13 protein-coding genes are annotated in these 11,668 nt (G+C 74.6%); 9 read left to right on the top strand and 4 right to left on the bottom strand.

Annotation, left to right across the window (positions count from 1 at the left end; all coding sequences use genetic code 11):
- Positions 1-254: 254 nt before the first annotated feature.
- The 3 genes from ACFY7E_RS10200 (at position 255) to ACFY7E_RS10190 (ending at position 2,477) form a co-directional block, all read left to right on the top strand.
- On the top strand, positions 255-1,334 hold the full coding sequence (locus ACFY7E_RS10200) for an LLM class flavin-dependent oxidoreductase (protein WP_383447902.1): 1,080 nt from the start codon (positions 255-257) through the stop codon (positions 1,332-1,334).
- Between the two features lie 4 nt (positions 1,335-1,338).
- Positions 1,339-1,962, top strand: a complete 624-nt coding sequence (locus ACFY7E_RS10195; protein ID WP_389482823.1) for an FMN reductase — start codon at positions 1,339-1,341, stop codon at positions 1,960-1,962.
- Between the two features lie 74 nt (positions 1,963-2,036).
- A complete protein-coding gene (locus tag ACFY7E_RS10190; RefSeq protein ID WP_389482821.1) occupies positions 2,037-2,477 on the top strand; it encodes a universal stress protein in 441 nt (146 codons plus the stop codon).
- Between the two features lie 151 nt (positions 2,478-2,628).
- Here the strand turns inward: ACFY7E_RS10190 and ACFY7E_RS10185 are convergent, their stop codons facing one another.
- The 4 genes from ACFY7E_RS10185 to ACFY7E_RS10170 form a co-directional block, all read right to left on the bottom strand.
- Positions 2,629-3,492 carry an ABC transporter permease gene (locus ACFY7E_RS10185; RefSeq protein ID WP_389482819.1) on the bottom strand — a complete coding sequence of 288 codons (864 nt, stop codon included), beginning with the start codon at positions 3,490-3,492 and terminating at the stop codon, positions 2,629-2,631.
- Positions 3,489-4,457 (bottom strand): ATP-binding cassette domain-containing protein, encoded by a 969-nt coding sequence (locus ACFY7E_RS10180; protein WP_389482817.1) that lies wholly within the window; start codon positions 4,455-4,457, stop codon positions 3,489-3,491. Before ACFY7E_RS10180 ends, ACFY7E_RS10185 begins: the two co-directional genes overlap by 4 nt.
- A 35-nt stretch (positions 4,458-4,492) precedes the next feature.
- Entirely contained in the window at positions 4,493-4,939 is a 447-nt protein-coding gene (locus tag ACFY7E_RS10175; protein ID WP_389482814.1) for a hypothetical protein, read from the bottom strand.
- 98 nt (positions 4,940-5,037) lie between these two features.
- A complete protein-coding gene (locus tag ACFY7E_RS10170) occupies positions 5,038-6,372 on the bottom strand; it encodes a PLP-dependent aminotransferase family protein (protein WP_389482811.1) in 1,335 nt (444 codons plus the stop codon).
- A gap of 86 nt (positions 6,373-6,458) precedes the next feature.
- On the opposite strand from ACFY7E_RS10170, the gene ACFY7E_RS10165 reads away from it, so the two are divergent.
- From ACFY7E_RS10165 to ACFY7E_RS10140, 6 genes are all read left to right on the top strand, one after another.
- Positions 6,459-7,256 (top strand): alpha/beta fold hydrolase, encoded by a 798-nt coding sequence (locus tag ACFY7E_RS10165; protein ID WP_389482808.1) that lies wholly within the window; start codon positions 6,459-6,461, stop codon positions 7,254-7,256.
- A 37-nt stretch (positions 7,257-7,293) separates the two neighbouring features.
- On the top strand, positions 7,294-7,788 hold the full coding sequence (locus ACFY7E_RS10160; protein ID WP_389482805.1) for a hypothetical protein: 495 nt from the start codon (positions 7,294-7,296) through the stop codon (positions 7,786-7,788).
- Between the two features lie 4 nt (positions 7,789-7,792).
- Positions 7,793-8,221, top strand: a complete 429-nt coding sequence (locus tag ACFY7E_RS10155; protein WP_389482803.1) for a hypothetical protein — start codon at positions 7,793-7,795, stop codon at positions 8,219-8,221.
- A gap of 99 nt (positions 8,222-8,320) precedes the next feature.
- Positions 8,321-9,313 carry an endonuclease/exonuclease/phosphatase family protein gene (locus tag ACFY7E_RS10150; protein ID WP_389483356.1) on the top strand — a complete coding sequence of 331 codons (993 nt, stop codon included), beginning with the start codon at positions 8,321-8,323 and terminating at the stop codon, positions 9,311-9,313.
- Between the two features lie 18 nt (positions 9,314-9,331).
- Positions 9,332-9,568, top strand: a complete 237-nt coding sequence (locus ACFY7E_RS10145; RefSeq protein WP_383443169.1) for a DUF2630 family protein — start codon at positions 9,332-9,334, stop codon at positions 9,566-9,568.
- A 47-nt stretch (positions 9,569-9,615) separates the two neighbouring features.
- Positions 9,616-11,574, top strand: a complete 1,959-nt coding sequence (locus ACFY7E_RS10140) for an FUSC family protein (protein WP_389482800.1) — start codon at positions 9,616-9,618, stop codon at positions 11,572-11,574.
- The last annotated feature ends 94 nt before the right edge of the window (positions 11,575-11,668 follow it).

The following is an 11,668-nucleotide window of genomic DNA, read 5'->3' as shown; positions in this document are numbered from 1 at the left end:
CCCGTCACACCCGCACCGTCCACGCCGCCGAACTCTACGGGAGCCCCGGGACCCCTTCCTCGTGGCCGTCCTCACTCCCGGCCCGCACGCTCCTCGCTCGCGCTCGCTCCCACCCCGCACGTACCCCGGCCGCCCCCACTCCCGGGCGCGTCCCGGCCCCCGGAATAGGGAGGGGGCTCGCACCGTTGGAACGGATGGTTTAAGATTCAACCACTATCCGGGAAAGGCACCCGGGAACGCGAGAGGTGAGCACGATGCAGTTCGGGATCTTCACCGTCGGCGACGTGACGACCGACCCCACCACCGGCCGCACCCCCAGCGAGCACGAGCGGATCAAGAACACCGTCGCCATCGCGCTCAAGGCGGAGGAGGTCGGCCTCGACGTCTTCGCGACCGGGGAGCACCACAACCCGCCGTTCGTCCCGTCGTCCCCCACCACCCTCCTCGGGCACATCGCCGCCCGCACGGAGAACCTGGTCCTGTCCACGTCCACGACCCTGATCACCACCAACGACCCGGTGAAGATCGCCGAGGACTACGCGACCCTCCAGCACCTCGCCGACGGCCGCGTGGACCTGATGATGGGCCGTGGCAACACCGGCCCGGTCTACCCGTGGTTCGGGCAGGACATCCGCCAGGGCATCCCGCTCGCCATCGAGAACTACGCGCTGCTCCACAAGCTGTGGAGGGAGGACGTGGTCGACTGGGAGGGGAAGTTCCGCACCGCCCTCCAGGGCTTCACCTCCACCCCGCGCCCGCTCGACGGCGTCCCGCCGTTCGTCTGGCACGGCTCCATCCGTTCCCCGGAGATCGCCGAGCAGGCCGCCTACTACGGCGACGGCTTCTTCGCGAACCACATCTTCTGGCCCAAGCAGCACACCGAGAAGATGGTCCGGCTCTACCGGCAGCGGTACGCGCACTACGGCCACGGCACCCCCGAGCAGGCGATCGTCGGCCTCGGCGGCCAGGTCTTCCTGCGCAAGAACTCGCAGGACGCGGTACGGGAGTTCCGCCCGTACTTCGACAACGCGCCGGTCTACGGCCACGGCCCCTCCCTGGAGGAGTTCAGCCGCGAGACCCCGCTGACCGTCGGCTCCCCGCAGGAGGTCATCGAGCGGACCCTGTCCTTCCGCGACTACGTGGGCGACTACCAGCGCCAGCTCTTCCTGGTCGACCACGCCGGACTGCCCCTGAAGACCGTCCTGGAGCAGCTCGACCTGCTCGGCGAGGAGGTCGTCCCGGTGCTGCGCAAGGAGTTCGCGAACCTGCGCCCCGCCGGCGTCCCGGACACCGCCCCGCTCCACCCCGCCGTCGCACGGACCAAGGAGGTCTGACGTCATGCGCACGCTCAAACTGGTCGCCGTCTCGGCCGGGCTCAGCAGCCCCTCCTCGACCCGGCTCCTCGCCGACCGGCTCCTCCAGGCGGCCCGCTACCGGCTGGCCGAGCAGGAGTACGCCGTCGACGTCGAGGTGGTCGAACTCCGCGACCTGGCCGTCGACATCGCCAACAACTTCGTCACCGGCTTCCCGTCCGGGAGGCTCCGGGAGGCGATCGACACGGTGACCGGCGCGGACGGCGTCATCGCGGTGACGCCGGTCTTCACGGCCTCGTACAGCGGTCTGTTCAAGTCGTTCTTCGACCTGGTGGACCCGACCGCGCTGACCGGCACCCCGGTCCTGATCGGGGCGACCGGCGGCACCGCCCGCCACTCGCTGGTCCTGGACCACGCCCTGCGACCGCTCTTCGCCTACCTGCGTGCCCTCACCGTCCCGACCGCCGTCTACGCGGCCTCGGAGGACTGGGGCTCGGGCGGCGACGAGTACACCGAAGGACTGCCCGCCCGGATCAACCGGGCCGGGTACGAGTTCGCGGACGCGGTCGCGGCCCGGCCCGTCCGGGAGGCGGACGAGGACGAGGTCGTGCCGTTCGAACGCCAACTCGCCGACCTGCGCCTCGACTGACCGCCCGGACCGACCGGTTTGTTACGTTGGAGACGATTCGCACAGACGGGTCGTACGACGAACGGAGGTCGGCGATGGCCGGCAGGATCGTGGTGGGCGTGGACGGGTCGGAGCCTTCCCTGAAGGCCCTGAGGTGGGCGGCCGGTCAGGCCGCCCTGACCGGGGACTCCGTGGAGGCGGTCATCGCCTGGGAGTACCCGGCCTCGTGGGCGACGCTGATGCCGGGCGTACCGGCCGAGTTCGACCCCGAGCGGCTCGCCGCGCAGATCCTCGACCAGGCCCTGTCCGACGCGCTCACCCCGGAGGAGGCCGCCGCCGCCACCCGCACGGTGGTCGGCGGCAACGCCGCGCAGGCCCTGGTCGACACGGCGAAGGGCGCGAGCCTCCTCGTCGTCGGCGACCGGGGCCACAGCGGCTTCCGGGCGGCCGTCCTCGGCTCGGTCTCCACCCAGGCCGCCCAGCACGCCCCCTGCCCGGTCGTGGTCGTCCGGGGCGAGGGCGTGCGGCCCGTCTAGGGCCCGTCCGGCGGATCGGGGTCGGACAGGCCCTGGTCCGTACGGGCGCCGTCCGCCGGCGGTACGTCCGCCATGACGCGGGACGCGTTGTCCGGGCCGCCCCTCGCGCGGGCCCGGGGCCGCCTTCCGCCCCGGCCCCCTCGCGCGCCCGCTACCTGCGGTTGTACAGCCGCATCGTGACCCATCCGAAGACCAGCACGAACACCGCCGACCAGCCCAGCGACCACGCGATCTCCGCGACCGGCCACCCGCCCGCCATCAACTCCCGCACCGCGCTCGCCACATGGGTCACCGGGTTGTTGTTCACGAAGGCCTGGAGCCAGCCCGGCATGGTCCTCGGGTCGACGAAGACGTTGGACAGGAAGGTCAGCGGGAAGATCACCATCATCGAGACGCCCATGACGGACTTCTCGCTGCGCAGCAGCAGGCCGAACATGGTCCAGATCCACGAGAAGGCGAACGAGAACACCAGGAGCAGCGCGACCCCGAGGAGCACGCCCGGGAGGCCGCCCTCCGGCCGGTAGCCGATGATCACGCCGACCGTCAGCATCACGGCCGAGGCGATCAGATAGCGCACGACGTCGCCGAGGAGGTAGCCGACCATCGGCGCCGGGCGCCAGATCGGGAGCGTGCGGAAGCGGTCGAAGACGCCCTTCTCGATGTCGGTGTTGACCGACACCCCCGTGTACATCGTGATCATCACGACGCTCATCACCAGGATGCCCGGCAGCAGGAACTGGACGTACGAGGAGACCGAACCGGCCAGCGCGCCCCCGAAGAGGTACGTGTACATCAGCACCATCATGATCGGGAACGCCGTCACGTCGAACAGCTGCTCCGGCACGTGCTTGATCTTCAGCATGGCCCGGTGACCGAACGTCAGCGAGGCGGAGAGCGCGCCGGGGCGGGGCGGACGGGCCCGTCCCACGAGCAGTTCCGCGAGCTCCTCCGCCCGGGGGGCCTCGAAGTCGGGGTCGGTCGTGCGCGTGTCCTTGCCGGTGGAGACCGTGGTCATGCCGCCGTTCCCTTCCTGTCCGTCAGCGCCAGGAACACCTCGTCGAGGCTGGGCTGTCCGAGCGCGAAGCTGTCGACCGTGATCCCGGCCCGCGCCAGCTCCGCGAGCGCCCGCGCCGCCTGCTCGGCGGCGCCCAGGTCCGTCCCGTGGCCGTCGACGGTGGCGGTGAGCGCGACCGGGTCCGGGTCGAGCTGCACGCCGGACCGCAGCGCGCCGCGCAGGACCGCCTCGGCCTCCCGCCGCCGCCCGGGGTCCCGGAGCCGTACGTGCACCGAGCCCGAACCGACCGAGGCCTTCAGCTCGCCCTTCGTGCCCTCCGCGATCACCCGGCCGTGGTCGATGACGGCGACGCGGGAGGCCAGCCGGTCCGCCTCGTCCAGGTACTGGGTGGTCAGCAGGACGGTGGTGCCCTGGGCGACCACCGCGCGGACGATGTCCCAGACCTGGTTGCGGCTGCGCGGGTCGAGGCCGGTCGTCGGTTCGTCGAGGAAGAGCAGGTCGGGGACGTTGAGGATGGACGCGGCGATGTCGATGCGGCGCCGCATGCCGCCCGAGTAGTTCTTGATCTGCTTCCCGGCGGCCTCCGCGAGCCCGAACGCGGCGAGCAGCTCCTCCGCGCGCTCGCGGGCGGCGGCCCGGGTGTGGCCGAGCAGCCGGGCGAGGAGGACCAGGTTCTCCGCGCCGGTCAGGTCCTCGTCGACGGAGGCGTACTGGCCGGTGAGGCTCACGCGCCCGCGTACCGCGTCGGCGTCCGCGACGACGTCCCTGCCGAAGACGCCGGCCCGGCCGCCGTCGGGGCGGAGCAGGGTGGCGAGCACCTTGACGACGGTCGTCTTGCCGGCGCCGTTGGGCCCGAGGACCCCGTAGACGGTTCCGGCGGGGACGCGCAGGTCGACGCCGTCCACGGCGCGGTTGGTGCCGAAGACCTTGACCAGGCCCTCGGTCTCGACGGCGAGGTCGGTCATGCGGTTCCTCCGTCGTCCCGGGCGGCGGGCTCCGGTCAGCCGGTCCGGTGGGACACGGTCCGGTGGGGTGCGGTCCGGCGGGGCGCGGTCCGGCTCGTCGCGTCCTCGTGGGTGTAGAAGAAGTAGTGCGCGCAGACCGCGGTGACCAGGGCGGACACCAGGCCGAGTCCGCTGGACGAGAGCACGCTGGCGTCGGTGAGGCTGTAGGCGTAGCCGAGCGAGACGCCCACCAGGGCCCCCCACGCGGCGGCGCGCGGCACGCGGGGCAGGGCCTGGCCGTGGCGGCGGAGGACGTGGATCGCCACGGCGAGCACGACGGCGGAGACGAGGCCGATCCAGAGCTGGCTCAGGGCGAGGGGGCCGCCGTCGCGGGCGTTCGTCTCGGCGTAGAGGCCGTAGAGGACGCCGATCACGGTCGGGCCGGCCCAGCCGTGCGTGCCGGCGTGGCGCCGCCGGGCGGGCACCGCTGCGTGTGCGGCCATGGCAGGAGCTCCTTCGTCTCGGGCGCCTCCGGCGCCTCCGGTCCCCCTGGTTCCCGCACCCTCCAGGGCACACCCGCGCCCGGCACGCCGCAAGTGGATCAGCGGGGCCCGGCCGCCGCGAGGGCCGCGAGACGGACCAGGGCGTCGTCGAGCACGGCGCGGGGCGGCGAGGCCAGGCCCACGCGGACCGCGCAGGGCGTCGCCCCCGGGCCCGTCGCGAAGGCGCTCCCGGGGGTGACCGCCACGCCCGCGCGTGCGGCGGCCGCCGCCGTGAAGGTCTCGGCCCGCCAGGGCGCGGGCAGCTCCCACCAGCAGAAGTAGGCGTGCGGGGAGGTCCGGAAGGTCTGCCCGGCGAGCCGCCGCACGACCAGGGCGTGCCGGGCGGCCGCGTCCGCCCGCTTGGCGGCGACGGCCTCCGCGACCGTCCCGTCCCCGGCCCAGCGGGTGGCGGCGGCGAGGGCGAAGCCGTCCGCCGTCCAGGCGCCGGAGCGCAGCGCCTCCGCGACCGCCGCGCGCAGCCGGCCGGGGACGACGAGGTAGCCGACGGTCGGGGCGGGCGCGAGCCGCTTGGAGAGGCCGTCCACCAGGACGACGTGTTCGGGCGCGTGCGCGGCGAGCGGGGCGGGAGCGGCGGGGTCGAGGAAGGCCCAGGTGGCGTCCTCGACGGCGGTCAGGCCGAGCCGGCTCAGGAGCGCGGCGAGTTCGGCCCGCCGCTCCTCCCCGGCGGTCGCCGCGAGCGGGTTGTGCAGGGTCGGCTGGAGGTAGACGGCGGCGAGCGGCGACGTGCGGTGGGCCGCCGCGAGCGCCCCGGGCCGCACCCCCTCCGCGTCGAGGGCGAGGGGCACGAGCCGGATGCCGAGCCGTTCGGCGAGGGCCTTGAGCGGGGGGTACGTCAGCTCCTCGACGCCCAGGCGTCCGCCGGGCGGCACGAGCGCGGAGAGGGCGGCGGCGACGGCCCGGCGGCCGCTCCCGGCGAAGAGGACGCTTCCGGGGGCCGGGGCCCAGCCGGGCCCGGCGAGCACGGTCGCGGCAGCGTCGCGGGCCTCGGGGGTGCCGTCGGCGGCGGCCGGGCGTGCCAGGACCCCGGCGAGGACGCCGGGCCGGGCGAGGGCCGCGAGCGCACGGGCCATCAGCTCCGGCTGGCCCTCCGCGACCGGGTAGTTGAGCTGGAGGTCGACGGGCGCGGTCCCGGTCGCCTCGACCAGCGCGGGCCCCGACGGCGGAGGGGCCGCCCGGACGAAGGTGCCGCGCCCGACCTCCCCGACGACCAGGCCCCGGCGCGCCAGCTCCCCGTACACCCGGATCGCCGTCGAGTTCGCGATCCCGTGCCGCCGGGCGAAGACGCGCTGCGGCGGCAGCCGGTCGCCGGGCCGCAGCCGGCCGTCCCGCACGGCCGCCTCGACGCGGTCCGCGATCCTCCGGTACTCCTCCACGGGCACCTCTCCTCCGCCGCGCCCCCATTGCACCGAGGGCAAAGTTTTCATTGCACCGAGCAGTCGGCGCTGCCTAGCCTGCCGCCATGCCCGTCTCCCGAACAGCCACCGCCGAGACGCACTACGAGGACCGCGGCTCCGGCCCCGTCGTCCTCCTCGTCCACGGCCACCCCTTCGACCGCACCATGTGGCGGCCCCAGCTCGACCGCTTCTCCCGCACGCACCGGGTGATCGCCCCCGACCTGCGCGGTTACGGATCCACCCCGCTCGCGACGGACGCGAAGGCCGTCGGCCTCGACGTCTTCGCCGAGGACCTGGCCGCCCTCCTCGACCACCTCGGCGTCGAGGACTGCGTCCTCGCGGGCCTCTCCATGGGCGGCCAGATCGCCATGGAGTTCCACCGGCGCCACCCCGGCCGCGTCCGGGGCCTGGTCCTCGCGGACACCTTCCCCGCCGCCGAGACCGAGGAGGGGAAGGAGGCCCGGAACGCCATGGCCGACCGGCTCCTCGCCGAGGGCATGCGGGGGTACGCCGACGAGGTACTGGACCGGATGGTCGACCCGTACAACACGCACGCCGCGCCCCACGTGCACCGCATGATGTGCGCCACCGACCCCGTCGCGGCCGCCGCCGCCCTGCGCGGGCGGGCCGAGCGCCCCGACTACCGGGAGTCGCTCGCCGCCGCCACCGTGCCCGCGCTCGTCGTGGTCGGCCGGGACGACACGTACACCCCGGTCTCCGGCGCGGAGGAGACGCACGCCCTGATCCCCGGCTCCGCGCTCGTGGTGGTCGAGCGGGCCGCGCACCTGCCCAATCTGGAGCGGCCCGAGGAGTTCGACGCGGCCCTGGACGCGTTCCTGCGTTCACTCGAACGGACCTCTTGAAGGTTCGCCGGCGTGCGAACGCTCGCACGATGGGTCCATGAGCCAGAACGACGACGGGACCGCGCGCCCCGGCCAGAGTCAGGGCCAGCACGCCGCGCCGCCCCGCAACCCGAACGCCGCCCCGCCCCGCAAGCAGAGCACCGCCGGTGCCTGGGCCTCCGGCGGCACCCTCTTCGCCGGTGTCCTCATGCTGGTCATCGGCTTCATGGACGTCTTCCAGGGCATCGCCGGCATCGCCGAGGACGACGTCTACACCCGTGTCGGCGACTACGTCTTCAAGTTCAACCTGACCGCGTGGGGCTGGATCCACCTGATCCTGGGCGTGATCCTCGTCATCGTCGGTTACGGCGTCCTCAAGGGCGCCGAGTGGGGACGGGTCGCCGGCATCACGCTCGCCTCCCTCAACATCCTCTTCCACTTCCTCTTCCTGCCCTACCAGCCCTGGTGGTCGCTCTTCTCCATGGCCGTCTCGATCTTCGTGATCTGGGCGCTGGCCACGGACGAGGCGTACGGCCGGGACGAGAGGTACTGACCGCATGGGACGCACCGCCGGAGCCGCCCTGGCCCTCGCCGCGGCCCTCGCCCTCACCACCGGCTGCGACACCGCCGGGGACGCGGTCGGCGGTGCCGTCTCCTCCGCGACGGCCGCCGTCGCCTCGGCCGCCGAGCGGAAGATGGACGAGGTCAAGGACGGCGTGGACGCGAAGGGGGACGTGAAGGCCGGGGAACCCCGCGCCGACGGGGACCGGACGGTCGCGGAGATCACCGCGGCCAACCCGAAGGACAAGGACGCCGACTACACGGTCATGGTCGACTTCCGCGACGGCGACGGAAAACTGCTCGACTCCGTCGTCCTGAACATCGACGCCGTGGCACCGGGAAAGTCCAAGTCCGCCACGGCACGCAGCAACCGACAGCTCTCGGACGTGACGAAGGCGGAGATCGGCCGGGCCCTGCGGCACTGAGACGGCCCGCGCGACCCACGGCGGTCCGGCGGTGGCCCTGCGACACTGAGCGGCGTGGACTCCGACCCCGTCCTTGCCGCCGTTCCCGGACGGGCGCCCGTGCCCGGTCCCGCCGGGACGGGCGCCGCCCCGCCGCCCCTCCGCCCCCGGCACCGGCCGGCCGCGTGGCTCGCCGGGCTGCTGCTCCTCGTGCCCGCCACGGTCACCGTCTGCCGCATGCTGGACACCGACGGGGTCACGCCCGTCCCGCAGTTGCTCTCCTTCCTCCCCTGGCTGGCCCTCCCCGCCGGGCTCGGGCTGCTCCTGGCCGCCGTCGCCCGTCGCCGGGGTCTCGCCCTCACCGCCGTCGTCGTCCTCGCCGCCACCGCCTGGAGCTCCCTGCCGTACACGACGTGGACCGTCGTGAGCCACGGCCTGCCCCTCGCCCGGGTCCGCGTCCTCGCCGCCAACGTCGAGTTCGGCCAGGCCACGGACGCGCTGATCGCCACCGTCCGGCGCGAGCGCCCCGGGCTCGTGTACGTCTCCGAGTGCGACCGCGCCTGCCGGCGCGCCCTCACCACGGCCTTCGCCGACGAACTCCCCCACTACGCCTCCGTCGAGGCCGAAGGGTCGGCGGGCTCCGTGCTGCTCAGCGCCCATCCGCTGCGCGACTGGCGGATGATCCCGGCGACCATGGGGATGCCGGGTGCCACGGCCGAGATCGCCGGGCGTTCCGTGCGCGTCCAGCTCGCCCACCCGATGCCGCCGCTCCCGGGCCAGGTGGACGTGTGGAGGCGGGAGCTGGGCCGCATCGAGGACTTCGCCGCCCCGCGCACGGGCCCGACGCTGATCGCCGGGGACTTCAACGCCTCCCAGGACCACGCGGCCTTCCGCGCGATCCTGAGGGAGGGGCGCCTGCGGGACGCGGCGTGGGCGGCGGGGAAGAGCCGCGCCGCCACCTGGCCCGTGGAGGGCCCGCTCCCGCCGTACGTGCAGATCGACCACGTCCTGGTCAGCGACGAGTTCAGCGTGGAGGACGTCCGCTTCCTCGACCTCGCCGGCAGCGACCACCGGGCCGTCCTCGCCGATCTCGACCTGCGGGGAGAGCGCTGATCGGCCACGCTGGAAGGCATGGACAACGAGGAGATCCTGGACGACATCGGCGCCCTGGTCGAGGAGGAGCGCGCCCTGCGGCAGCGCACCGGCGGCCTCCTGCCCGAGGAGCGCGCCCGCCTGGCCGAACTGGAGGTCCGCCTCGACCAGTGCTGGGACCTGCTGCGCCAGCGCCGCGCCAAGGAGGAGTTCGGCGAGGACCCGGACACGGCGACCCTCCGCCCGGCGGGCGAGGTGGAGTCGTACCGCAGCTGAGCGGCGGCTCCCGGGCAGGGCGGACGTGCCGCCAGTACGTTGGGGGCATGGCGCGATCCCGAGGAGCCGGACGGCTCGCCCCGCCCGCCTGGCTGACCGCCGGGATGCGGCCCGCCCCCGCGCCGGTCCCGTGGGCCGCCGTCCTGCGCGCCTCCGTCGCCCTGTCCGCGCCGCTCGCCGTCAGCCTCGCCGCCGACCGGCCCGCGTACGGGGCGCTCGTGTCGATGGGAGCCCTGTCCGGGGTCATCGGGGACACCGCCGACGCCTACCGGATGCGGGTCTTCAACATCGCCGTGCCGCAGCTCTTCGGGGCCGTCGGCGTCACCCTCGGCACCCTCGTCCTCGGGCACGGCTGGGTCGCCGTCGCCGTCCTCACCTGCGTCGCGCTCGTCTCCGGGATGATCTCCTCGATCGGCGCGGTCGCCTCCGTCTCCGGACTGCTCCTGCTGCTCAACGCCGTCGCCGGCGCGGGCCTGCCCATGCCCGACCCCTGGTGGACGGCGCCGCTCCTGCTCGGCCTGGGCGGGCTCGTCGTCCTCGCCCTCACCCTCCTCGGCTGGCCGCTGCGCCGCGCCGCCCCCGAGCGGGCCGCCGTCGCCGCCACCTACCGGGCGGTCGCCGACCTCTACGAGGCCGCCGGGACCTCCGCGTACGACGAGCGGCGGCAGGCCGTGACCGCCGCCCTGAACCACGCCTACGACCTGGTCCTGGCCCGCCGCGCCCGCGAGCACGGCCGCGCCGCCGCCCCGGTCCGGCTGCTCGCGCGGCTCAACGTCGTCGTCCCGCTCGTCGAGGCCGCGCCCGCCGCCCACCTGCGGTCCCGGATCGCCGGCCCGCAGCCCGCCGCGATCCCGGCGGCCGTGCGGGACCTCGCGGACGCCGTCGCCGAGGGCCGCGCCGGCACCCCCGCCCTCGACCTGCCCGCCCCGGAGCGGCCCTCCGAGAAGGCCGTCGACCACGCGCTGCGGCACGCGGCCTCCGTCGTCCACGAGACGGAGCCCGCCGGGTACGACGCCGACGACCGGCTCGGGCGGCCCGCCGCGCTGCGCGTCCGGGTCCGCCGCACCACCCGCGCCGTCCTGGTCTCCGGGGCGTCCTGGCGCTACGGCCTGCGGCTCGCGCTCTGCATCGGCCTCGCCCAGGCCCTGGTGTCGCTGATCGCCGTGCCCCGCTCGTACTGGGTCGCCCTCACCGTCACCTTCGTCATGAAGCCCGACTTCGGCTCGGTCTTCTCCCGGGCCGTGCTGCGCGCCTTCGGCACCGCCCTCGGCCTCCTGCTCGCCGCCCTCGTCCTCGCCGAGGTGCCCCGGGGCTGGTGGGACGTGCCCGTGATGATGCTGCTCGCGGCCCTGATCCCGGCGTTCTCCGCGAAGGGGTACGCCTTCCAGACGGCGGCCATCACCCCGGTGATCCTGCTGCTCTCCGACACCCTCAACCACCAGGGCTTCGGGCTCGTCCTGCCCCGCCTCTACGACTCGCTCATCGGCTGCGGGATCGCCCTCGTCGCCGGGTACCTGCTCTGGCCGGAGTCCTGGCACGCCCGGATCGGGGACCGGCTCGCGGACGCCGTCTCCGACACCGCCGACTACGTGGCCCGCGCGTTCTCCCCGGCGGAGGGCCAGGATCCGCACGCCCGGCTGCGGGCCCGCCGGGCGCTCTACCGGGACCTGTCGGCCGTCCGCTCCGAGTTCCAGCGGGCCCTGACCGAACCCCCGCCGACCGGCACCCGCGCCGCCGCCTGGTGGCCGCTGGTCGTCGCCGTCGAGCGGATCGTGGACGCCACCACCGCCGCCCGCATCCGGGTCGACCACGGCGCCCCCGCCCCGGACCCCGCCGAGGCCGCCGAGGTGGAGCGGGAACTGCGCGAACTCGCCGACGGACTGCGGGCGGACGAGACCCTCGTGGAGGTCCGCACCGAGCTGCCCGGGGACGAGAACGGAGTCCTCGAACCGCTCCGCCAGGAGGTCCGCGCGGCCCGCGCCGTCGCCGGTCCCGACCTGCGGTAAACCTCCCCCGGGGGGCGCACGGGAGAACTTACCGGCGGTCACGGAACGGAACCCTCCCCACCGCCGTTACCGGAAGCCGCCCCGGCGACTACGA

Origin of the sequence: Streptomyces sp. NPDC012825, assembly GCF_042900925.1 — a bacterium.
Classification (GTDB): domain Bacteria; phylum Actinomycetota; class Actinomycetes; order Streptomycetales; family Streptomycetaceae; genus Streptomyces.
This window is presented reverse-complemented; position numbering and strand designations above follow the sequence as displayed.

Bases quoted from the DNA above. Each gene is read 5' to 3' on its own strand.
- ACFY7E_RS10200 (WP_383447902.1), top strand. From the start codon at position 255: ATGCAGTTCGGGATCTTCACCGTCGGCGACGTGACGACCGACCCCACC.
- ACFY7E_RS10195 (WP_389482823.1), top strand. From the start codon at position 1,339: ATGCGCACGCTCAAACTGGTCGCCGTCTCGGCCGGGCTCAGCAGCCCC.
- ACFY7E_RS10190 (WP_389482821.1), top strand. From the start codon at position 2,037: ATGGCCGGCAGGATCGTGGTGGGCGTGGACGGGTCGGAGCCTTCCCTG.
- ACFY7E_RS10185 (WP_389482819.1), bottom strand. From the start codon at position 3,492: ATGACCACGGTCTCCACCGGCAAGGACACGCGCACGACCGACCCCGAC.
- ACFY7E_RS10180 (WP_389482817.1), bottom strand. From the start codon at position 4,457: ATGACCGACCTCGCCGTCGAGACCGAGGGCCTGGTCAAGGTCTTCGGC.
- ACFY7E_RS10175 (WP_389482814.1), bottom strand. From the start codon at position 4,939: ATGGCCGCACACGCAGCGGTGCCCGCCCGGCGGCGCCACGCCGGCACG.
- ACFY7E_RS10165 (WP_389482808.1), top strand. From the start codon at position 6,459: ATGCCCGTCTCCCGAACAGCCACCGCCGAGACGCACTACGAGGACCGC.
- ACFY7E_RS10160 (WP_389482805.1), top strand. From the start codon at position 7,294: ATGAGCCAGAACGACGACGGGACCGCGCGCCCCGGCCAGAGTCAGGGC.
- ACFY7E_RS10155 (WP_389482803.1), top strand. From the start codon at position 7,793: ATGGGACGCACCGCCGGAGCCGCCCTGGCCCTCGCCGCGGCCCTCGCC.
- ACFY7E_RS10145 (WP_383443169.1), top strand. From the start codon at position 9,332: ATGGACAACGAGGAGATCCTGGACGACATCGGCGCCCTGGTCGAGGAG.
- ACFY7E_RS10140 (WP_389482800.1), top strand. From the start codon at position 9,616: ATGGCGCGATCCCGAGGAGCCGGACGGCTCGCCCCGCCCGCCTGGCTG.